Annotated in this window: 23 protein-coding genes and 1 tRNA gene; 11 read left to right on the forward strand and 13 right to left on the reverse strand. The window is 58.1% G+C overall.

The genetic code is table 11. The features are described from left to right. Positions 1-322 precede the first annotated feature (322 nt). Genes ACT3TP_RS10585 through ACT3TP_RS10595 form a run of 3 tightly spaced genes read right to left on the reverse strand, consistent with a single transcriptional unit; the run spans position 323 to position 3,070 of the window. Positions 323-1,330, reverse strand: coding sequence for a COX15/CtaA family protein (locus tag ACT3TP_RS10585; protein WP_255248394.1), 1,008 nt, complete (start codon positions 1,328-1,330; stop codon positions 323-325). Between the two features lie 28 nt (positions 1,331-1,358). Next, complete coding sequence (locus ACT3TP_RS10590) at positions 1,359-2,120, reverse strand: ABC transporter permease (RefSeq protein WP_444620563.1); 762 nt, start codon at positions 2,118-2,120, stop codon at positions 1,359-1,361. Next, positions 2,117-3,070 (reverse strand): ABC transporter ATP-binding protein, encoded by a 954-nt coding sequence (locus tag ACT3TP_RS10595; protein WP_444620564.1) that lies wholly within the window; start codon positions 3,068-3,070, stop codon positions 2,117-2,119. The genes ACT3TP_RS10590 and ACT3TP_RS10595 overlap by 4 nt, the downstream gene beginning before the upstream one ends. A 191-nt stretch (positions 3,071-3,261) precedes the next feature. On the opposite strand from ACT3TP_RS10595, the gene ACT3TP_RS10600 reads away from it, so the two are divergent. Genes ACT3TP_RS10600 through ACT3TP_RS10620 form a run of 5 tightly spaced genes read left to right on the forward strand, consistent with a single transcriptional unit; the run spans position 3,262 to position 7,951 of the window. Beyond that, positions 3,262-4,047, forward strand: coding sequence for a helix-turn-helix transcriptional regulator (locus ACT3TP_RS10600; protein WP_444620565.1), 786 nt, complete (start codon positions 3,262-3,264; stop codon positions 4,045-4,047). Further along, positions 4,044-5,504 (forward strand): Fe-S cluster assembly protein SufB, encoded by a 1,461-nt coding sequence (gene sufB, locus ACT3TP_RS10605; protein ID WP_096285118.1) that lies wholly within the window; start codon positions 4,044-4,046, stop codon positions 5,502-5,504. Before ACT3TP_RS10600 ends, sufB begins: the two co-directional genes overlap by 4 nt. Positions 5,505-5,506: 2 nt before the next feature. Next, positions 5,507-6,787, forward strand: a complete 1,281-nt coding sequence (sufD, locus tag ACT3TP_RS10610; protein ID WP_444620566.1) for a Fe-S cluster assembly protein SufD — start codon at positions 5,507-5,509, stop codon at positions 6,785-6,787. 47 nt (positions 6,788-6,834) lie between these two features. Beyond that, a complete protein-coding gene (gene sufC, locus ACT3TP_RS10615) occupies positions 6,835-7,593 on the forward strand; it encodes a Fe-S cluster assembly ATPase SufC (RefSeq protein WP_096285114.1) in 759 nt (252 codons plus the stop codon). A 13-nt stretch (positions 7,594-7,606) separates the two neighbouring features. After that, on the forward strand, positions 7,607-7,951 hold the full coding sequence (locus ACT3TP_RS10620; protein WP_096285112.1) for a metal-sulfur cluster assembly factor: 345 nt from the start codon (positions 7,607-7,609) through the stop codon (positions 7,949-7,951). A 115-nt stretch (positions 7,952-8,066) separates the two neighbouring features. On the opposite strand, the gene ACT3TP_RS10625 is transcribed toward ACT3TP_RS10620, so the two are convergent. The 6 genes from ACT3TP_RS10625 to ACT3TP_RS10650 all read right to left on the reverse strand — a co-directional run bounded on the left by ACT3TP_RS10625 (position 8,067) and on the right by ACT3TP_RS10650 (position 13,497). Then, entirely contained in the window at positions 8,067-9,239 is a 1,173-nt protein-coding gene (locus ACT3TP_RS10625; protein ID WP_444620567.1) for a thiolase family protein, read from the reverse strand. Then, a complete protein-coding gene (locus ACT3TP_RS10630; protein WP_444620568.1) occupies positions 9,236-10,705 on the reverse strand; it encodes a class I adenylate-forming enzyme family protein in 1,470 nt (489 codons plus the stop codon). Before ACT3TP_RS10630 ends, ACT3TP_RS10625 begins: the two co-directional genes overlap by 4 nt. Positions 10,706-10,709: 4 nt before the next feature. Then, positions 10,710-11,285 carry a biotin transporter BioY gene (locus tag ACT3TP_RS10635; protein WP_444620569.1) on the reverse strand — a complete coding sequence of 192 codons (576 nt, stop codon included), beginning with the start codon at positions 11,283-11,285 and terminating at the stop codon, positions 10,710-10,712. A gap of 43 nt (positions 11,286-11,328) precedes the next feature. Continuing rightward, positions 11,329-11,934, reverse strand: a complete 606-nt coding sequence (locus ACT3TP_RS10640; RefSeq protein ID WP_444620570.1) for an energy-coupling factor transporter transmembrane component T family protein — start codon at positions 11,932-11,934, stop codon at positions 11,329-11,331. Continuing rightward, a complete protein-coding gene (locus tag ACT3TP_RS10645) occupies positions 11,931-12,620 on the reverse strand; it encodes an energy-coupling factor ABC transporter ATP-binding protein (RefSeq protein WP_096285102.1) in 690 nt (229 codons plus the stop codon). Before ACT3TP_RS10645 ends, ACT3TP_RS10640 begins: the two co-directional genes overlap by 4 nt. A gap of 148 nt (positions 12,621-12,768) precedes the next feature. Beyond that, a complete protein-coding gene (locus ACT3TP_RS10650; RefSeq protein WP_096285100.1) occupies positions 12,769-13,497 on the reverse strand; it encodes a LysE family translocator in 729 nt (242 codons plus the stop codon). A gap of 154 nt (positions 13,498-13,651) precedes the next feature. Here ACT3TP_RS10650 and ACT3TP_RS10655 point away from each other — a divergent pair, with 154 nt between their 5' ends. Further along, the gene (locus ACT3TP_RS10655; RefSeq protein ID WP_096285098.1) at positions 13,652-14,098 is read left to right on the forward strand and encodes an Lrp/AsnC family transcriptional regulator; all 447 of its coding nucleotides are present in this window, start codon (positions 13,652-13,654) and stop codon (positions 14,096-14,098) included. On the opposite strand, the gene ACT3TP_RS10660 is transcribed toward ACT3TP_RS10655, so the two are convergent. Next, on the reverse strand, positions 14,095-15,012 hold the full coding sequence (locus tag ACT3TP_RS10660) for an MFS transporter (RefSeq protein ID WP_176484131.1): 918 nt from the start codon (positions 15,010-15,012) through the stop codon (positions 14,095-14,097). The genes ACT3TP_RS10655 and ACT3TP_RS10660 overlap by 4 nt on opposite strands. Before the next feature lie 61 nt (positions 15,013-15,073). On the opposite strand from ACT3TP_RS10660, the gene ACT3TP_RS10665 reads away from it, so the two are divergent. After that, the gene (locus ACT3TP_RS10665; RefSeq protein ID WP_176484130.1) at positions 15,074-15,343 is read left to right on the forward strand and encodes a hypothetical protein; all 270 of its coding nucleotides are present in this window, start codon (positions 15,074-15,076) and stop codon (positions 15,341-15,343) included. 542 nt (positions 15,344-15,885) lie between these two features. On the opposite strand, the gene ACT3TP_RS10670 is transcribed toward ACT3TP_RS10665, so the two are convergent. Then, positions 15,886-15,962: transfer RNA gene (locus ACT3TP_RS10670), tRNA-Arg, on the reverse strand. Between the two features lie 278 nt (positions 15,963-16,240). Between ACT3TP_RS10670 and ACT3TP_RS10675 the strand changes: the two genes are divergently transcribed. From ACT3TP_RS10675 to ettA, 3 genes are all read left to right on the forward strand, one after another. After that, positions 16,241-17,008 (forward strand): CPBP family intramembrane glutamic endopeptidase, encoded by a 768-nt coding sequence (locus tag ACT3TP_RS10675; protein WP_217990358.1) that lies wholly within the window; start codon positions 16,241-16,243, stop codon positions 17,006-17,008. 44 nt (positions 17,009-17,052) lie between these two features. After that, entirely contained in the window at positions 17,053-17,526 is a 474-nt protein-coding gene (locus ACT3TP_RS10680) for a single-stranded DNA-binding protein (RefSeq protein ID WP_096285092.1), read from the forward strand. A 113-nt stretch (positions 17,527-17,639) separates the two neighbouring features. Beyond that, positions 17,640-19,322, forward strand: a complete 1,683-nt coding sequence (gene ettA / locus ACT3TP_RS10685; RefSeq protein WP_096285090.1) for an energy-dependent translational throttle protein EttA — start codon at positions 17,640-17,642, stop codon at positions 19,320-19,322. A gap of 86 nt (positions 19,323-19,408) precedes the next feature. On the opposite strand, the gene ACT3TP_RS10690 is transcribed toward ettA, so the two are convergent. Continuing rightward, positions 19,409-19,915 (reverse strand): flavin reductase family protein, encoded by a 507-nt coding sequence (locus tag ACT3TP_RS10690; RefSeq protein WP_444620571.1) that lies wholly within the window; start codon positions 19,913-19,915, stop codon positions 19,409-19,411. Positions 19,916-20,071: 156 nt separating this feature from the next. Here ACT3TP_RS10690 and soxR point away from each other — a divergent pair, with 156 nt between their 5' ends. Next, complete coding sequence (soxR, locus tag ACT3TP_RS10695; protein ID WP_444620572.1) at positions 20,072-20,548, forward strand: redox-sensitive transcriptional activator SoxR; 477 nt, start codon at positions 20,072-20,074, stop codon at positions 20,546-20,548. 173 nt (positions 20,549-20,721) lie between these two features. Here soxR and ACT3TP_RS10700 read toward each other — a convergent pair whose 3' ends face one another. After that, positions 20,722-21,618, reverse strand: coding sequence for an acyl-CoA thioesterase (locus ACT3TP_RS10700; protein ID WP_444620573.1), 897 nt, complete (start codon positions 21,616-21,618; stop codon positions 20,722-20,724). Positions 21,619-21,669: the final 51 nt, after the last annotated feature.

The raw sequence follows: 21,669 nt of genomic DNA on the forward strand, positions 1-21,669 counted from the left end.
GTCTCCTTGGATGGACTCGACCCGAGTGCCCCTGATGCTGCTCCCGCAGGTGCTTGCCATCGGTGGAGCTCAACGGAGATTTCCGACTGGCCGCGCTCAATTACGCGGCGATTCATTCTACGGTGCGGCATTCGACGGAGGAACGCTCGTCGCCGCTCTGCTGGCTGTCCGGGGGACTGGTCCCTGCCTTCGGGCGCTATGTGCTGCTGCGCTAGGGGCTGCTGGCGAGCCTGCTTCGCACAACATGCGCTAGCCCATATGGGAAGGCAAAAGGCTGGAAACCATCCTTGGTTTCCAGCCTTTTGCCATGCCGAGTCCGATGTTAGTGCTGCTCGACTCGCTCGCTCTTCGGCAGTCTGGCCGCACGATCCCACAGGTTCGTGGAGGCGACCATTAGCAGGCTCGCGCCGAGCATGTGCAGAAGCACCAAGCCGATAGGTAGACCGGTGAAGTGCTGGATGTAACCCAGAGCCGCCTGCAAGGCAATAACGACGACCAGCCACCAGCTGGCTGCGCGGAGCTTGGCGTTGCCTCCGGTGCGGTAGGCCAGTACCAAGACGATCACCGTGGCAAGGACGAGCAGGTACACCGGGGCGGTGTGCATGCGCGTGACCAGCAAGGGGTCGAAGAGGTGCCGGGGAGCGGTGGCATCCCCGGCGTGCGGACCGGTTCCGGTTACGATCGTTCCCATGATGACGGCAAGCATCGACAGGACCCAAGCGGCGGTCGCGAATTGCCCAATGGTCTTCGTCGTTGGCGGGGTGATGTCATGCTTCAGCTCGCGGCGGGTTCGGTTGACCAGGATTGTGGCCAGGCACACCAGCGTGCCCGAGAGTATGAAGTGCAGGGAAACTACCCAGGGGTTCAGATCGGTCCAGACGGTAATGCCGCCGATCACGCCTTGAGCCGGAATGCCTGCCAGCAGCACCACTGCGAGCTTGAAGATCGAAGGGTGGCTCTTGCGCATATTCCAGATCGAAATCAAGAACGCCACCGCGATGGCAAGCAGGACAAAGGTCAGCAGGCGGTTCCCGAACTCGATCAGCCCGTGGTAACCCATTTCTGGAACCGGAGTCATCGACCCCGGGACGCAGTTAGGCCAGTGGGAGCAGCCGAGCCCGGACTTGGTCAGCCGCACCGCACCGCCGGTCACGATGATCCCGATCTGCGAAACCAAGGAGGCGATTGCCAGGCCGTGGACGATGCCGGTGACCTTCGGCGGCATAGTGCCTAGCCATGTATTGGCGGCAGCGACAATGATTCCGAAGAGGTCACCGATCTTGGCGAGCATCCTGGAAGCCCAGCTTCGTTTAGCTAGGTCTGAAGACATGGAAATCTCCCCTTCATTGGTGTTCTGGTTAGTTCCATTTGAATAGTTTGATGGCAGCAAATGAACCAGCTGCGGCCCAAAGCACCAAGAAGATCACGCTCGCGATGCTGAACCGGCCTTCTATGAGCGCCGAGCGCATCGCATCGCCGAGTGCGGCAGAGGGCAAGGCGTCCAGGGTCGGCTGGATCCAATGCGGCGCCATGCTCAGCGGGAAGAGCACCCCGCCCACTCCGGCGAGCAGGATCCACGCCAAATTCGTGATTGCCAATGTGGCTTCGGGGCGAACTGTGCCGGCAATCAACAGCCCCAGGGCGGTGAAGGCCGCTGCCCCGAGCAGCAAGAACAGGATCGCCGGAAGGATTCCAAACAGGTTTGGCTCCCATCCGAGCAGCAAGGCCACAAGGGTGATGAGGACTACCTGGATGGCCAGCACGGTGAGCACCGCAATGACCTTGCCGAAGATCAATCCGGTCTTTCCCAGGGGAGTAGTGGAGAACATCCGCAGCACGCCATATCGGCGGTCGAAGCCAGTTCCAATGCCTTGGCCAGTGAAGGCCGTGGAGATCACGCACAGGGCCAATACGCCGGGGACGGCTGCATCGATGCTGCGCGGGGCAACGCCTTCGAGCAAATCGGTTAAGGTGAGACCGAACAAGGCGATGATGGGCAGTACCACCGCGAGTACCAGTTGCTCGCCATTGCTGAGCATCATGATCGTTTCGTATTTGCCCTGGAGCGCGATGCGCTTGGGTGTGGAAACCGCGTTGGATTTGGCGGCTGTCTGGCTCATGCCGGTACCTCCTTTTGCGCGAATTCCAGAAAAACATCTTCGAGGCTGCGTGCCTGCAGATTCATATGCTTAGGCAGGATTCCCTCGCGTGCCCACCAGCTGGTGAGCCAGTGCAGATGCTCCGCGGCGCTCACTCCGGTCAGGTGGTACTCGCCGGGTGCCGTTTCGCTCAAGTGCAGGCCTGCCGGCGGGTGCGGTAGCGCGAGGCCAGGTGCCGCCCCAAAGCTCACCGGGCGGGTCTCATGTTCGGCGGCGGCCAGTGTCGTCAATTCGGCGACGGTGCCCTGCGCAACGGTGCGGCCCTTGTCGATGATGTACACGTAATCACTGAGGCGTTGCGCGTCATCCATCAGATGGGTGGTGAGCACGATCGCCTTGCCGGCGTCGCGCTGTTCGCTGATCAGGTCGAAAACTACTTGGCGCGACTGCGGGTCCAGTCCCGCGCTTGGCTCGTCCAAGAACAGGACCTCCGGGTCCCCGGCCAGCGCCAGGGCCAGGGCGATGCGTTGTTTTTGGCCGCCGGAAAGCCGGCGGATGGTGCGGCTGCCGAAGGATTCGAGATCTAGACGCGTTATCAGCGCGTTAATATCTATTGGGTTCTTGTACATGGCCGCGACATGGCGCAGCAAGGGAACCGGGCGCATCGAGGGTGGCAGCCCGCCGTCCTGCAGCATGACGCCGACACGCGAGCGGAGGTCTGGATTGTCCCCATAGGGATCCTGGCCGAGCAATTGCACCGTTCCGCTTTCCGGGCGCATAAGCCCCTGGGCGCAGGCGAGGGTCGTTGATTTGCCGGCGCCATTGGAGCCGAGAAGCGTGGTGACCTGCCCGGGGAAGGCTTTGAGGGAGACGGAATCCAGGACCCTGAGCATGCGATTATTCAGCGCAGGAACCGGTCCCAGATCCTTGCTCAGCTCATTGATGATGAGGCTGGGAGTAACTGAAGACACCACAGCATTCTACGTCATGTCGAAGTCAAGGGCCCTGAGTCCTTTGTCACGAAGACTCGAATTAGGTTTGCGTGCGGAGGATGATGGTTGTAGCGGAAGAGAAAATCCGCGAGATTCACAAGGTGACAAGCTCTACCTTAGTAAGTCCTTCCTTACTAGACGTACGCTAAAAATATAGGCATGCTTATGTTGTGTATTCATCTAATTCAGACACAGCTAGTACCACAACTGGCACTACGGTTGACGCGGTTGGGGATACTGAGGAGCGCACGCGAGACCGAGTTCTGAACGCAGTCCTTGAAGATGGACCGGTTAGTGCGGCCGAGCTTGGCACCAAGCTCGGGTTCACGCCCGCGGCGGTTCGGCGTCACCTCGATGCCTTGTCCAAAACCGGACTGGTAGAGGTGAAGCTGGTAGCCAACCAGAAGTCGGGCGCAGGCCGTCCGTCCCGTCGGTACGTACTTTCGCACCGGGGACAGACGAAACTGGGCAATGACTACCTGGATATCGCCACCCAGGCACTCAAAGTGCTGGGGGACGCGGCGGGAGAAGATGCGATTCGCAAATTCGCCCAGGACCGCTTCGCGACGATGGAAAGCCGCTATGCGAAAGCATTAGACGGTGTTGAAGGGCTGGAGGAACGGGCGGCGAAGCTCAGCGAATTGCTTAGCTCCGACGGCTTCGTTGGCTACACCCGCAAGGTTGAAGCGAAGGTTTCAACAGCACTAATGCGCAGCGTTCAGCTGTGCCAGGGGCACTGCCCCATACAAGATTTGGCACGCGAGTTTCCGGTGTTTTGCGACATGGAAACTGAAATGTTTGCCCGTCTGGTCGGTGTCGACGTGAGAAGGCTGTCGACGCTGGCCGGCGGTGGACATGTGTGCACGACCCACATCCCTGTGGGTCGCGGAAAGGCGCCAATACGCGCTGAGAAGAGAACTCGAATTAAGTTCACGAAGCAGGAGAGGCCGCGATGACGGATCAGATTGCACAGGAGTCTGCCGACCCAGGTGTAATTTCCGATATTCTGGAGAAGAACCCCGAACTCCACGGAATCGGTAATTACGAATACGGCTGGTCAGACAAGAACGACGCGGGTGCGAATGCACGTCGCGGCGTTGACGCCGATGTTGTAGCCAACATTTCCAACCTCAAGTCAGAACCTGAGTGGATGTTGGAGCTGCGCCAGAAGGGCTTGAAGTACTTCGACCGCAAGCCAATGCCTACCTGGGGTCCAGACCTCTCGGGCATCGACTTCGACAACATCAAGTACTTCGTTCGCTCGACCGAGAAGCAGGCCACCACGTGGGAGGACCTGCCCGAAGACATCAAGAACACCTACGACAAGCTGGGCATTCCAGAGGCTGAAAAGCAGCGTCTGGTTTCCGGCGTAGCCGCTCAGTACGAGTCCGAGGTTGTCTACCACCAGCTGCGTGAAGACCTCGAAGCCCAGGGCGTCATCTTCCTCGACACGGATACCGCGTTGAAGGAACACGAAGACATCTTCAAGGAGTACTTCGGCTCGGTCATCCCGGCGGGCGATAACAAGTTCGCTTCGTTGAACACCGCGACCTGGTCCGGTGGCTCGTTCGTCTACGTCCCCAAGGGCGTACACGTGGAGATCCCGCTGCAGGCCTACTTCCGTATCAACACGGAAAACATGGGTCAGTTCGAGCGCACCTTGATCATCGCCGACGAGGACTCCTACGTCCACTACATCGAGGGCTGCACCGCGCCGATCTACCAGTCGGACTCGCTGCACTCGGCAGTCGTGGAAATCATCGTGAAGAAGGGCGCCCGCGTCCGCTACACGACGATCCAGAACTGGTCGAACAACGTGTACAACCTGGTGACCAAGCGTGCCGTCTGCGAAGAGGGCGCCACCATGGAGTGGGTCGATGGCAACATCGGTTCCAAGGTCACCATGAAGTACCCGGCTGTCTACCTGGTCGGCGAGCACGCCAAGGGCGAGACCCTGTCCATCGCCTTCGCCGGCGAAGGCCAGCACCAGGACACCGGTTCGAAGATGGTTCACATCGCTCCGAACACCTCCAGCTCCATTGTCGCCAAGTCGGTGGCCCGTAACGGTGGCCGCTCCGCTTACCGCGGTCTGGTTCAGGTTCGCGAGGGTGCCAAGGGCACCAAGAACTCGGTCGTGTGTGACGCGCTGCTGGTTGACCAGATTTCGCGTTCGGACACCTACCCATACATCGACGTCCGCGAGGATGACGTGACCATGGGCCACGAGGCAACGGTTTCCCGTGTTTCCGAAGAACAGCTGTTCTACCTGCAGTCCCGCGGCCTGGCCGAGGACGAAGCAATGGCGATGATCGTGCGTGGCTTCGTTGAGCCAATCGCCCGTGAACTTCCAATGGAATACGCGCTGGAACTGAACCGCCTTATTGAACTCCAGATGGAAGGATCGGTCGGCTAAGAATGTCCGAGACCACTACTCAGATTCCCGATGAGAAGGCGCGCATTGGCGCCCCCTCCATCCCGGGCTTCACAGAAGAGGGCGAAAACCTTTCGCCATTGAACGACAGCGCCACCTCCCCACTTGCCGGCGACTCGGCCAAGAGCCACAGCCACGGCGGCGGCGAAGGTGTGACGGATTCTTCACGTGCCGGTCGTTTGACCAGCTTCAACGTCGAGGATTTCCCGAAGCTGACCGGACGCGAAGAAGACTGGCGCTTCACCCCGCTCAAGCGCATCGGTGGCTTGCACACCGCTGAGCTGACCGGCAAGGCGCCGAAGGTTGAACTGACCGGTTCCGAAAACGTCTCGCTGCGCACCGTTGCGGCAGACGACGCGATCCGCGGCAACGCTTTCACCCCTGATGACCGCGTGTCGGCCAACAGCTGGAAGTACTCCAACGGCGCACAGGTGCTCACCATCCCGGCTAACGCCGAAGATGTGAATAGCGTCCTGCGCATCACCGGCGAGTCGCTGGATCCAGCGGCTCAGCACCTGATCATCGTGGCGGAAGAGAACTCCGAAGCCATGGTCGTTATCGACCACGTAGGCTCGGCAGTGCTGGCGCAGAACATCGAATTCGATGTGCGCCAGGGCGCTCGTCTGCGCGTTGTCTCGCTGCAGGCTTGGGAATCGGATGCAATCCACGCTTCCTCGCAGCAGGCCTCGGTGGCCAAGGACGCAACCTTCAAGCACATCGTGGTCACCTTCGGTGGCGACCTGGTGCGCGTGAACCCTTCGGCTCGTTTTGCCGGAGAGCACGCCGAGATCGAGCTCTACGGCCTGTACTTCGCCGACGCCGGTCAGCACTTGGAGCACCGCTTGTTCGTCGACCACGCAGTCCCGAACTGCAAGTCGAACGTGCTGTACAAGGGTGCCCTGCAGGGTAAGAACGCACACACCGTCTGGGTTGGCGACGTGCTGATCCGGAAGGCTGCCGTGGGAACCGATTCCTACGAGGCGAACCGCAACCTGGTGCTCACCGACGGAACCCGTGCCGACTCGGTGCCTAACCTGGAAATCGAGACCGGCCTGATCGACGGTGCCGGACACGCTTCCACCACCGGACGCTTCGACGACGAGCACCTGTTCTACCTGATGGCTCGCGGTATCGATGAGAAGACCGCACGCCGCTTGGTGGTTCGTGGCTTCCTGAACGAAATCGTCCAGCAGATCGGTGATGAGCAGCTCCAGGAGCGCCTGACCGACACCATCGAAGAAGAATTGGCAACCACTACCCTCTAGGTAGTGCCGGTTCTACCAGCCTTTTAGATATAGAAACGGAACGACGTATGTCTACTCTGGAAATCAAAGACCTGCACGTCTCGATCGACACCGAGCAGGGTGAGAAGGAAATTCTCAAGGGTGTTTCGCTGACCATCAACACCAACGAAACCCACGCAATCATGGGCCCTAACGGCTCGGGCAAGTCCACCTTGGCCTCGACCATCGCCGGTCACCCACGTTACAAGGTCACCTCGGGTTCGATTACCCTTGATGGCGTCGACGTGCTGGAGATGAGCGTTGACGAGCGCGCCAAGGCGGGCCTGTTCCTGGCCATGCAGTACCCGGTCGAGGTCCCCGGCGTGACCATGACCAACTTCCTGCGTACCGCCAAGACCGCAATCGACGGCGAAGCTCCGAAGCTGCGTACCTGGACCAAGGACGTCAAGGAAGCCATGGCGAAGCTGAAGATCGATGCGGACTTCGCCGGCCGTAACGTCAACGAAGGCTTCTCCGGCGGCGAGAAGAAGCGCGTCGAAATCCTGCAGATGGAACTGTTCAAGCCTAAGTTCGCCATCTTGGACGAGACCGACTCGGGCCTCGACGTTGACGCGTTGAAGACCGTGTCCGAGGGCGTCAACCGCGCTCAGGACGATAACCAGATGGGCACCTTGCTGATCACCCACTACACTCGCATCCTGCGCTACATCAAGCCAGACCACGTGCACGTGTTTGTTGACGGTCGCATCGCCGAGCAGGGTGGCCCGGAACTTGCAGATCGTTTGGAAGATGAAGGTTACGACCGCTTCCTCAACGTCAAGGCCTAGTAAGGTAAATTCCATGAGTGAATCAACCGAACAGAGCACGGGAGCCGCTACGACTCCGTTGGAAGACGTAGAGGAGGCGCTCAAGGACGTCATTGACCCGGAACTCGGGGTTAATATCGTCGACTTGGGCCTGCTTTACGGTCTGAAGTACGCGGAAGACGGCGCACTTATTCTCGACATGACCCTGACCACCGCGGCTTGCCCGCTCACCGATATTATCGAGGAGCAGGTCGCCCAAGCGATGGAAAGCGTTGTCGACGAGCATCGTTTGAATTGGGTCTGGATGCCGCCATGGGGTCCAGAACGCATTACCGATGATGGTCGCGACCAGATGCGGGCCCTTGGGTTCAACATCTAAGTTGTAGAGCTAAAAAGGCACCTTTCGAATCTTTCAAGATTCGAAAGGTGCCTTTTGCTTAATCCGCAGGTCGATTCTCTGCTGGAGATGCCTCTATCCACGAGAGCCCTTGGAGTTAGAGCCTATGTGTGAGTACCGATTCAAAAGCCATCGCCGTGCCGGTGCCACCGGCGGCGGCCATGAGGGCCAGGCACAGTTCATCGCCGCGCGCGGCGGCCCGTGCCTGCCAAAAGAGCCGCGTGGCCAGCAAGGCCCCGCTGGCGCCGTAGGGGTGGCCCAAGGCCAGCGCACCGCCGTCTCGATTAACGGTTGAAGCCTCGATGCCCAGCTCGGCGAGGCAGGCCAAGGCCTGGACGGCGAAGGCCTCGTTGAACTCAATGAGTTCCGCCTGGGCGAGCCGGTCGAGGCCGAGCAGTTGCCCGAGCTTCTGATACGCGGGCACCGCTGCCATGCCGAGGATTTGTGGGTCGCAGGCCCCGGTTCCGGTGCCCAGATACCGCAGCGCAAAGCGCGCGTCAAGTCGTGCAAAATACTCTGCATCGACAACCAACACGGCTGCGGCCCCATCATTTATGGGGCATGAATTGCCTGCCGTCACGGTACCGCCGGGAACGAAGGCGGGCCGCAAGGAGGATAGTTTCTTGGCCGACAATCCCTCGCGTGGGCAGGTATCGGACTGGACCACTCCCGAAGGAGTGCCAATCGGCACGATTTCCTGGTTGAAGCGTCCGGCCTGCTGCGCTTGCACCGCGCGCTGGTGGCTGCGTAGGGCAAACTCGTCCTGGGCGGTGCGGGAGACCTGAAACTGTGCGGCAATGTTCTCCGCGGCCACACCCATTTCCGGGTCGGCTTGCGGGTGCGGGGTAAAGCGGGCGCGCGAATAGACCCGTGGCGGAGAAACGGGATCCCCATTCTTCTCCATTCGCCATGGCGCGGTGGAAACCGATTCAACCCCTCCAGCGATCACGGCCCGTGCCTCGCCGCAGCGCACCATTCTGGCTGCCGCTGCGATGGCTTCCAACGCGCTCGCGCATTGGGCATCGAGGGTGGTTGCCGGCACGGAGTCAGGCAGCCGAGAAACCTGCGTCGCGACGCGCGCAATGTTTCCGCCGGGTCCTGCCGCGTTCCCCGCGAAGACGTGGTCCACGTCAGCGGGGGAGATTCCAGTGTCCTCCAACAAGGCGTCAAAGACCTTACCCAGCAGTTGGTCGGCTCCGAGGCGAGCGAATTCCTTATTTGAGCGCACCACTGGCGTACGCCTGGCGGCTATGATCAGGGCGTCATTCATCGCAAGCGCAGCTTTCTTAGTCCGGATGTTGTTGGTGCTGGAAGATTCTGAATATCGCATTTGCCGCTGGCGGTCAGTGGCCAAGAAGGCAAAAACACTACGTCGTGGGGAATCTTGTAAACGGGCAGAATCTCGCGCAGTGCCGCCAACACCGCAGGTGGATCGGGCAGTGGCTGGTGAAGAGCATGCTGCACATAGGCGGTCAGCACCGTCTTGCCGTGGGCGATGCGGTGCGCCAGAACGAGCGACTGCCTCAAGCCTGCTGCTTCGAGCGCTCTAGTGATCTCGGCCGGGTAGATGTTGTTTCCATTGATGTTCATCATCTCGCCCCCGCGGCCAAGGATTTGAATACGCCCACCGGGTAGCAAGCGGGCAATATCTCCGATTCCGGTCGCTTCCTCGCAGCGTTCTAGCCGGCCCGAGCCCAGCGGGTCGTAGCCGGTGGCATTGAAGGCACTTCGAATCATGAGCCGACCTGTCCCATCGGTTCGATTCTGCGCGTGCAAATGCGCCCTAACCCCGTCGAAGAGCGTGCCAATGAAAGGGCTCTCCTCGGTCTCTTCAAGGCTGCGCTGGCGGTAGGCAATCAGGCTGTGCTCGCTGCTGCCGAAGTATTCGGTGCAATCTACGTCCTTCGAGAGTTGCAGGATCTGCTGGGCCAGATCCAGGCTCAGGGCTTCGCCGCCGGTGACCACATGACGTAGGCCGGAGAGCCGCTGGAGTGGAATCTTCTGGAGCAGCAGGCGCACGAGCGAAGGAACTGCGACCAGGCGGTTGCAGCTTATTGACTGCAATAGTCGCCGAACGTGCCCGGCCTGCCAACGTCCCGGTGCCACCAGCGTGCCGCCGAGCGCGACCGATTCAACCAGTGCATATAGGCCGAGGCCATGAGCAAGCGGTCCGGGAACCAGTGTTCTGGAATCTTTGCTGGCCCCTAGAATCGTCGCGCACCGGCTTATGGATTGCTCCCATGAATGACGGGTGCGAACAACTGCCTTCGGGCTGCCGGTGGATCCGGAGGTGAAGATAAGCAAAAGCTCGGAGTCGGAGCCGGTCTGGGTGGCGAGGGGCGGAAGGGTCTGGCCTGGATCGGATATCGTGCGCACGCGCAGGGCCGTATGGCCAATCTCCGTCACCGACCTTTCACCGGGCTGATCCGTCAGGACCGTTGGAGACCCGAATTGCGTGAGCGTGTCCTTGAGCTTTTCGGCAGGCCATGACGGATCGAGAATCATGGCGCTCACCCCGGCGAGCAGACAAGCATGGAATCCTATGGCCAATGCGACCGGATCCGAGCAGTAGAGTCCTGCCCTACGGCCAATGCGTGGATCCCGTTGCAACGCCTGAGCCAAATCGTGGCTCGAGGCGTACAGGGTCGCATAATCGATTACCTGGGTGAGGCTGATGACCGCCGGGTGATCTGGACGAGTGAGCGCGTGATGATGCAGCTGGCTGGCGAGATTCATGGATCTAGCGCATGAGTCCCTGGTAGCTGCGGTGAACGGTGACGGCCACCAGCGTGGCGACCACTGCCTTGATCAGATCCCCGGGGATGAATGCCAGCGAACCGAGAGCAGAGGTGCCAAGGTCGAGGCCGGTCACCACGGAAGTCCAGGGAATTCCGAAGAGGTAGATGATGCCTATTCCACCCAGCAGTATGGAGAGCAGTCCGGTCACGATGCGTGTGCCCTGGCTTTTCTGGCGAAGCACCCAGTACTTGAACAATGCGCCAATGACTAAGGAGCCAAAGATCCAGCCGAGCAGGTAGCCGCCGGTTGGGCCGAGTAGAACCGCAAGTCCGCCGCGGCCGCCGGCTAGGAGCGGCAATCCTGCCAGGGCAAGGACAACCACAACCAGGCTGGAGAGCATGCCTCTGATGGGACCCAGCAGCGCGCCTGCCAGCATGACGCCTAAGGTCTGCAAGGTGATGGGCACCGGAACGATGCCAATCACGATTGGGGGAACAAGTCCCATGGCGGCGATCATCGCAGCAAAAATAGCTACGTAGACGGTATTTCGGGTTTGCGAGGAAGTGGCAGTTGCCATCGGAGGGTCCTATCGAGTGATGCTGCGAGAGCTGAGGGAGAGGTTATTTGTCTTTGTCGGCGGAGTCGTATCCACGAGCTTCCAATGCCTCGGCGGTGTCGTCGGCAATTCGCAGCGAGCGAATCACCAGCGGGACCGCTACAGCCACAGGGTTGTTGGCCAGTCCGCGAGCATGCTGCGCCTCGCGTACTTCTAGATACACGCGCTTGAGCTCTGGGATGAATCGAATGGCCAGGGATAGACCCAAGGAAATTTGCGCTGGGTTCGCGCCCACATAACGCAGGGGAGAGGCTACCTGCTGAAATAGTTCCAGCATGGCGTCGAAGGTCGTGGTCAGGCTGACCGCATAGGCGAACATGCACATGGTGAGCAAACGAAGCACAGACACCGAAGCGTTTTCCCAAGTGGTCTGGATTCCCAGTGAAATAAAGACAAAGCCGAGGATCAGCAACAAGGTGATCAACGCGGTGCGCAACTGCCGAAGTTTCACTCGCGCGCTGAACAGTAGCAGGAGGCTGCCAATGAGCAGCGCGAAGAGCACTTGCCAACTCGGGATCAGGTACAACCCGATGCTGATTGCCAAGAGCGCGCCAAACTTGAGTCCGGCAGGAAGCTTGGCCAGATAAGAGGTATTGTGTGCCGCGATCATACGTGGCTCCACTGCCGGTAGTGAGCGATGGCGTCCGCTGGAAGGCCGTCAAATGCAATGGTTCCGTCGGTGACGACCAGTACGCGATCGAAATCTTCGAGCAGTTCCAGATCGTGCGTGATCACGATCGCGCGCTGTGGAAGCTGCGCAATTTCTCCTTGGAATCGTAGCCGGTTGCGCAGATCGAGCATGGTCGTTGGCTCGTCGAAGACGATCGTGCGTGGCTGCATTGCAATCACGGCGGCCAGCGCGACCATCTGCTGCTCGCCCCCTGAAAGGGTATGGCTTTCCCGGTCCGCTAGATGCTTGATGTTCAACTCGTCTAGGGTTTGCGCGACCCGGACCTTGCGGTCGGCCTTTGACAGCCCTAGGTTCTTCAGGCCGAACGCAATATCATCAGCCACCAGCGGCATGATGATTTGGTTTGCAGGGTTTTGGAAGACGAAACCTACATCGCGGCGTATCTGTTTTGCATGCTTGGAGGTATTCAAATCGCCTACATGCACCGTGCCGTAGGTGGGAACAACGAGAGCGTTGAGCAATCGGGACAGGGTGCTTTTCCCGGCGCCGTTGGCGCCGATGATTCCGATGCGACGTTCGTTGAGCGTCAGATTAATATCAGCTAAGACCGTCCGGTCCTCGAAGCTGACGGTGACATGCTCAAGTTGGATCTCTGGTAGTTCCACAATGCTCCATCGCGACGTACTTGTTCGCCCAGTAAATCACCAGTGGCTAGTTGGCGGTAGGGCTGCGTTCTTCGTGGTCGATTGAACCACTGAGAAAAGAGCATACTTGATCACTGTTCAATTGTCTTGATCGGTGTTCAAGAAATTTCTAGAAGCCGAGGAACTGCTCGTAGATAAGCACTAGTGAGAGACCGATCATGATGATTCCTGAACATGCAGTCACTATCCGTGCGGCCAGTGGACGTGAGCGTAATAAAAGACGCGAGGCGAAGGCAATCGAGAAATACACAAGGACTGAAACGGCGAAGTGCGTGAGCCCCAGGGCTCCGGTCTGCAGCGATAGCGGCCAGGCGGCAGAATGGTCAATGAATTGGGGGATGAGCGCAAGGTAGAGAAGCAAAGCCTTCGGGTTGGTGCTGCTGGTGAGCAGGCCCTTGAAAAACGCGCCGCGCCATGGGCCGGCAGTTTTCAGCAGCGGACGGCTTTCGGTAAGCACGGCGGCAGCCGCGAATGGAAGCTCCGTGGGATCGCTTGAAGAACTCACCGGAGTCATGGACGCGGAAGGTGTAGCTGATGAGCCGCTATAAAATTTCGCGGATCTCCAACTCGCGAGGGTGATGATGCCAAGCCACAAAAGGTAAAGGGATCCGGCCATGGTGAGCCACAACAAGAGTTGCGGCGAGCTAGCCACAAGTGCCGCCACACCGCAGACCAGTAGCACGGTATGAAACAGATATCCGGTGAGGAGCCCCCAAACCGCTGCGCAATACCCCTTGGGCCCAATGGCAGAAGAGATGATATACGCCCAATCGGCACCCGGAGTGCAGGCAAGCGTAACGGAGACAAGGAGGAATCCGGTTAGTTGAGCGATATCCAAGGTGTCTCCTCGTGGTTCTTGCAGTACTAGGGCAAGCGTAGGAAATATTCATCGAAAAGTGTTTGCCGATTTTGCTTGAAATGACGAAATTTGAGCGCAATTTATTCGAGATAGCCGCGCTTAGCGCAATTATTTTGCGTAGTATGCTGGCGCTATGGATAAGTTGGATCGTGCGATTATCGCTGAGCTGCAATTGGACGGCCGGATGAGTGCAACCGCCTTGGCGAACAAGGTGGGACTATCGGTGGCGCCATGCCACCGTCGCATTCGCGAACTCGAACGCACGGGGGTTATCGCCGGATATCAAGCCGTTGTCACCCCTGAGCGCGTAGGGCTGGCCTTCGAAGCGTTGGTGTTCGTGACACTGAAAGACCGAACCCAACTCAAGGCCTTTGAGGCGGCTGTAGAGAAGGACGAACTCATCGTCGAAGCGCAGCGCTTGTTTGGCGAACCGGATTTCCTGCTTCGTGTGTACGCCAAAGACCTGACGCATTATCAGCACTTATACGATGACGTGCTAGTCGAGCTGCCAGGAGTAGAAAAACTAAATAGCACGATCGTGATGCGAAATATCAAAGAGCGGGCGATCCTGCCGGTCTAATGGTTGACTTCAACCGCGTTGCCGGACTGCGCGGCGCGAGGTGTAATGAGCAGCGAAATCACCAAAATACCCGCAATGATCCATAGCGCCTGCGGTAAGCCGGTGACATCCGCTACGAATCCGATTACCGGAGGTCCGCTGAGCATCGCACCGTAACCGAAAGCGCTGATCACGCTCACGGCTCGTGGGCCGAGGTGATCGCTACGTGAGGCAGCGATCGACATGCCAACAGGGAAGCCAAGGGCACTTCCAAGACCCCAAAGTACGGCGCCCGCTCCTAGGGTTGCAGTGTTTTCGCCCAGGATGAATAGCACGATCCCGATTAGGCCGATCATTCCCATGATCATCAGCGAGCACTTGGTGCCGATGCGGTCCACGATCGGCCCACCGGCGAACCGGCCTATCGTCATGGCTCCGGCGAACAGGGTGAACATCAAGGCACCGGTTGGGTGGTCCAAACCATGGCCGTCAACCGAGGCCACTGCCAGCCAGTCATTGGCCGCCCCCTCGGCGAAGCTCAGTCCAGCCACCATAAGTCCGAGCAAGAGCAATAAGCCCCGGTGGGAGCGTGCTCCCGAAACCTTCAGCTGGGTGCTTTCTCGTGGACGGGAGTAGTTGTAGTTCCAATCCCTGAATCCAGTCTGCGCTACTAGTGCCAATGCAATGATCACGACGGCGACCAGAATAAAGTGCCATGCCGTAGTGATGCCCAAGCTGAGGGTGGTCGTCGCGATTCCTGCGCCAAGCAAGGAGCCAAGGCTGAAGTAGCCATGCAGGGAAGGCATGATGCTCTTACCAAGTTTTCGTTCAACCTTGGCCCCATTGACATTCATGGTGATGTCAAGGCAACCAAAAACCAGCCCATTGGTGAAAAGCACGACGAATGCTAAGACCTCGCTGTGCAGTATCGACACGGACATTCCTAGCCCGACAAGTATTAGGGCAAGGATTATCGGCAACACCAAGAGCAAGTTCTTGGCCGAGATTCTTCGGCTCAGTGCCGGTGCAAACGTGATGCCGGCCAGTGTTCCGGCGGTCATGCAAAAGAGGAAAGCCCCGAGCCGAGAGCCAGAAAAATCAAAGATCATGGCGAAGATCGAAAGTCGGCCCGCCCAGGAGGCAAAGGATAAACCAGCAATCAAAAAGATCAGGTTAACGCTTAAGCGTTCGCCGAATACCGGCTTTGCTCGAGCGGGGGCGATGAGCGCCATTTACCGGTTCCTCCTGATTTGTACAGCACCTTGAGTTTATCCCAGTTTCAAAAAAGTTGAAACTAAAATCTATGCGATTCCGAGTACTGCTAGCGCACTTTTAGGGGGCTCCGATGAAACTCTAAGTATCGGATACTTTTAGTCCCGGTGTTCGGCTAGCCGGAGTTCGTTCTAAGCCGCTGAGCATGAGGATTTCTATCGGCAATAAAGCGATTGGCGAAGCGCCACGAAGGCGCCATGCAAGCGATGCGGCCTGGGGCAGGGGTGAAACTAGGAGTTTTCGAATCAAATTGTTGCGGGACTGCCAGTGACGATCCACGGGCAGGAGTGCAATCTCGGCGGGCAAGCGCATTAGCCCTGAAGCGACATGATGTGATCGCGAACGTGGTGGACTGTTGCAGGCCTGAATCCTGGTCTGAGGAATACTTCATTTGGTGATGCGCAAATCTGAAAAGATGCCATGGCTTGGGGCTGAAAAACAAAACTATGGTCAAAGCCCGCTAAGGCGGCCTCTTTCTCGATTCGAAAAGAAAAACCGCCGCTCACTTGTTTTACCAAGAGAGCGACGGTTTAATTTGGTACCCCCGGCCGGATTCGAACCGGCGACCTAGAGATTAGAAGGCTCTTGCTCTATCCAGCTGAGCTACGGAGGCGTAACCGAAAATTAGTTTAGCCCATTGACAAGCAAGATCTCTAACCGGAGACGCTAGTGTTGTAGTAGGACCGCTTTGTTGGGCGTTGAGTAGGGAATCTTTGTATGCAGCGATGGAGAATTGGCGGTCTGAAAAGCATCGCCTGTTATACGGCCATAAGTTTAGGGCTCGCGTGGCTCGTCGCTTTGCCGTTGTGGCAAGGCTCGGGCCTTCATCATCCGCAATTCATGTGGATCGCCATGGGTATGATGCTGACGCCCGCTGTCGCTGCCCTGTGTATGAGCTTGCTTCAACGTCGCGGAAAACAATTCTTGAAGGAATCCGGACTGCTTCCGCTTGGCAAGCCCACGCGATTTCTGCTCGCAGTGCTGCTTGCCTACCTATTGCCGATCGTCCTGATAGTTCAGGCGCCAATCATTGGAACGTGGCTAGGGGTCTTCCCCGGAGACTTGAACCAGTTCATGGTCTTGAACTTCGTGGCGGGGACCGACGGACCCGGCAGATATTTGCTTGGCCAGGCAGGAATCATCCTCGTTGCCGGATTAATGAACCTCATTCCTGCCCTGGGTGAAGAGATCGGTTGGCGTGGATGGCTATGGCCAAAACTGCAGCCAATAGGGCAGGTGCCCGCAATTTTGATTTCAGGTGTTATTTGGGGTATCTGGCATGCTCCATTGATCTTATTGGGATACAACTACCCATTCGCCAAGGGCGCGTGGGGCCTTGCCGCGATGTGCGGAATGTGCATCGTTGTAGGGGCATTTTTTGCCTGGCTGCGCACGTTCAGTGGCTCCGTCTGGCCTGCCGCATTTGCTCATGGCGTCTTCAATGCCAGCGTGGGGTTGGTATCGCTGTTCATGATGATGGGGTCAATGCTTGATTCGACCAAGGCCTCAATCCTGGGCTGGTCGGGTTGGATCTTGCCTGGGGCGGTGATTTTGGTGATGGTGCTATTCGGAGCCTTCCGGGCAAGAACCGATCCAAGTTATCCACAGAATGAGCTGAAGAGTACTGGATCCAATGGGCAGGGGCTCAGCATGGACTGAAGCCCGGGGCCGCTCCCGGGGCAGGACCAAAGGAGAAGAACGTCATGAGTGATCTTGTGACCATCCGTGCAGTAATTGGAACAGAGCCACAATTGAGTATCACCCCGCAGGGGCTTGCGGTGCTCAAATTTCGTGCGGTGACTCACGAACGCAAAAAGGACCCTGAAACCGGGCAATGGGTCGATGCCGGAACCAACTGGTTCTCCGTCAGTGCTTTCCGAGGGCTGGCCGAGAATGGGATGGAGTCGTTGGAGCAGGGCGACCACATTGTCATCATCGGCAAGCTCCAAATTCGCCAGTTCGAACGGGCGGATGGATCGCGCGGAACGAGCGCTGATATTGAGGCCTTCTCGTTCGGCCATGACCTGAAGTTCGGGACTTCGCACTTCACTAAAGTGCGAACCGCCTCGGGAGACATTGAACGTTCGCCACATCCCTCCCAAATCGAATCGCGCAACCATCCCATGAGCGAGAATACCGGTGGCTCGTGGCCTGAAAGGGACACCGACGCAGCGTAAATCCTCTGCATTCAGTGGTGTCGCGGGAAAACGTGTGAAACCGGGCACCACTGGAGCAAAATAGTGGTGTGTGGATTCGGATTTGCACCCTCTGAGGCACTAGCCTTAAGACCATGGCGGAATTTATTTACACAATGACCAAGGCTCGCAAGGCCGTTGGTGACAAAGTCATCCTTGACGATGTCAGCATGTCCTTCTACCCGGGCGCCAAAATTGGTGTCGTGGGTCCTAACGGTGCTGGTAAGTCAACGATCCTGAAGATTATGGCGGGAATCGATACCCCGTCCAATGGTGAGGCACGTCTTTCACCTGGTTACTCTGTGGGCATCTTGCTGCAGGAACCACCCCTCAACGAAGAAAAGACCGTCCTGGGCAACGTCCAGGAAGGCGTCGGTGAGATCTATGAAAAGATCACCCGATTCAACGAAATCTCAGAAGAGATGGCTCAGGAAGGTGCCGATTTCGACACCTTGCTAGAAGAGATGGGCAAGCTCCAGGAGGCTATTGACGCCGCCGATGCTTGGGACATCGACAACCAGCTCGAACAGGCAATGGATGCCCTGCGTTGCCCGCCGGGCGACGAAATGGTCACCCACCTCTCCGGTGGTGAGCGTCGACGCGTCGCGCTGTGCAAATTGCTGCTGCAGAAGCCAGACCTGTTGCTCCTCGATGAGCCTACTAACCACTTGGACGCCGAGTCCGTACTGTGGCTCGAACAGCACCTGGCAGCCTACCCGGGCGCGGTTTTGGCCGTAACCCACGACCGTTACTTCCTGGATCACGTCGCAGAGTGGATCTGTGAAGTTGACCGCGGTCGCCTGCACCCATACGAGGGCAACTACTCCACCTACCTGGAGAAGAAGCGCGAGCGTATGGAGGTACAGGGCAAAAAGGACCAGAAGCTTGCCAAGCGTCTGGCCGAAGAGCTCGACTGGGTGCGCTCCAACGCCAAGGGACGCCAGACGAAGTCGAAGGCTCGTCTGGCCCGCTATGAAGAAATGGCTGCGGAGGCCGAGCGCACCCGCAAGCTTGACTTCGAAGAGATCCAGATTCCACCTGGTCCACGCTTGGGTCAGGTCGTCATCGAAGCCCAGGACTTGAACAAGGGCTTCGGCGAACGTGTGCTAATCGACGGACTGTCCTTCTCACTTCCTCGAAATGGCATCGTCGGTGTGATCGGTCCTAACGGTGTTGGTAAATCGACTCTGTTCAAGACCATTGTTGGCATGGAAGAACTCGATGGGGGCACGCTGAAGATCGGTGATACCGTCAAGATTTCCTATGTTGACCAGAACCGCGAAAACATTGATCCGACAAAGTCCCTATGGGAAGTAGTTTCGGAAGGCCTGGACTACATTCAGGTCGGTCAGGTTGAGATGCCATCGCGTGCCTATGTCTCGGCATTCGGCTTCAAGGGCCCAGACCAGCAGAAGAAGGCCGGTGTCCTCTCCGGTGGTGAGCGTAACCGTCTGAACCTTGCATTGACCCTGAAGCAGGGCGGAAACCTCTTGCTCCTCGATGAGCCTACAAACGACCTTGACGTTGAAACTCTCTCGTCACTGGAAAATGCTCTTCTCGAGTTCCCCGGTTGCGCAGTGGTCGTCTCGCACGACCGTTGGTTCCTGGACCGGGTCGCAACCCATATCTTGTCCTACGAGGGTACGGAAGAAAACCCATCGAACTGGTACTGGTTCGAAGGAAACTTCCAGTCTTACGAAGACAATAAGGTTGAACGGTTGGGGGCCGACGCAGCTAAGCCGCATCGCGTGACCCACCGTCGCCTGACTCGCGACTAAGTCTGAGTCGAAGCCAAAGGCCACCACGAATTATTTTCGTGGTGGCCTTTGGGCTATCTAAGTAACGTTGCCGCCGCAAGCCTTGATTATTTACGCGGTGCCGATGCATCGAGCAGCGAAGGCAGCTTCAGGTATTCGCGGTTCTGGTACATCAGGTGCTGGACTGGCTCTCCCATGATGACTTGAAGGATCTCTGCCGCTATCAGCCGCGAACCGCCGACGCTAATCGACGAGTGAATCTGTGCACGCATGGACACGGGCGCCTGGTCGAAGTGAGGCTCGCCGGTTGGCAGATAGGACCAACCCTGTTCGGGTGTGAAGCGAGGAGCGCCGGGGCGGGCGAAATTGTCGGCAAGCTCCGAATGGTCTTCGCCCAGCATGTGAATCATGAAAGAGCTTGCGGAAAGTACCGCACCTGCGGCTCCGGATTCTTTGGTGAGTGAAAAAGAAACCGCTACAGGCTCGATGGACAGCGATGCCAGACTGGAGATGGTTAGTCCGTAGGGAATGCCAGCTACCGTTGCGGTGATTAAGGCTACACCCGCAGGGTGTGCGCGAAATGCATCGCGGAAATCAGCCGACAAATTCTTCATATGTAAGTAGTCCTTCGCTTGCTGAATCTTCGCGATCCATGGTTCCTATTCGAAAAGTATCTGTGTGCATGGACACCATCTACCCATTAGCCTAGAACCTCAAGTAAACTTGAGGTCAAGCTACTGGACAGTGATGAGGGGCATAGGGAAGCAAACATGGCGGAACATGTAGAACCCGGCCAGGAGCTGCTCGGGATTGGACACGTCAGCGAACGCACCGGCGTGGCAAAATCAGCGCTGCACTACTATGAAGAAATTGGATTGATCTGTTCGACCAGAACATCCGGCAATCAGCGACGTTACCCACGCCATATGCTTCGACGCATTTCGCTGATTACCGTCGGCAGCAAGCTCGGCATTCCTCTGGCGGACATCCGGCACGCTCTTGAGCCGGTGCCAATGGATAAAATTCCCTCCGAGAAGGACTGGCAACGCGCATCCAACGAATGGAAGCGGGTCCTCGAGCGCCGCCGGCGAGCAATCGAAGAATTAGAAGACAGGCTCATGGGCTGCATCGGTTGCGGGTGCCTTTCGATGCAAGCATGCTTGCTGCTGAATCCAGAGGACGCGCTCGCCCAAGAAGGAGCCGGCGCCCGAAGACTGGAAACCGGCGAAGCCGAGGGCGATATTTAAGCAACGAGCTCAGGTGTTCTGCCGACATTAACAGCCACGCGACGACTTCTGCCCATTCCTAGCCCGTTTCCTGGCGCGTCTGATTCTCCTCGCCAAAGAACAAGTAACCAAAGAGCCTGTCCATCGTTGCGTGCCGCACCAGGGGACTGATTGCGAACGAGCGCGAACCGAGGCTATTCGTCTTCGGACAAGAATTCTGGAAGTCTCACCATGCCCTCTTGAGCTACGGTTGCTACCAGTTCACCGGCAGCATTGAAGACTTGCCCCGTGCCGAGGCCCCGAGCCGAAGAAGCGCTCGGTGATCGCAGTACGTAGAGCAACCACTCGTCGGCCCGGAATTCACGATGCCACCACATGGCATGGTCCAAGCTGGCGATACTCAGGCCACGATGAATCCAACTGACTCCATGTCCTCGAAGCACCGGCTCAAGCAGCATGTAGTCGCTGGCGTAGGCCAGAGCGGCGCGGTGCAGCATCGGATCATCGGGCATCGGGGCGGTGGTGCGCATCCATACCGCTGCCATGGCCTCGTGCTGGTCATAGCCGGGAAGATAAACCGGTTCGGTGATGTGACGCATATCAAAAGGCCTCTCGTAGGCCCATTCGCGAGCAACCGGGTGGTCGAACTTGCCGATAATCTCCGCCGTTGTGCGCAAAGTCTCCGGAGCCGGCACGTCAAATGGCACCGGATCGTGATGATCCAGGCCGGAAGCAGGTTCCTGGAAAGAAGCAATCATGGACAGGATGGGCACGCCGTTTTGATAGGCATGGACTCGTCTCGCCGAGAATGAACGCCCGTCACGCAGCCGCTGGACACCGAAGGTGATGTTCTGCGATGCATCACCTGGACGCAGGAAGTAACCATGCATTGAATGAATTGCCCGTCCCTCGGGAACGGTGCGTGATCCAGCAACCACGGATTGGGCCAGGACCTGGCCACCGAAGACTCGGGTTCGAGACTGTTTGGGAGTATGGCCGATGAAGATATCTTCATCCGTACGCGCCCGGTCGTCTCCGTCTAGATCCAAGAGATCTAGCAGGATCTGAGTAGTGCCTAGTTCCTCTGTCACGATAATGACTCCTTGACGTGCTTGCGATGACTTTGAAAACTCTATCGTGAC

Source organism: Glutamicibacter sp. AOP38-B1-38 (assembly GCF_052377485.1).
Taxonomy (GTDB): domain Bacteria; phylum Actinomycetota; class Actinomycetes; order Actinomycetales; family Micrococcaceae; genus Glutamicibacter.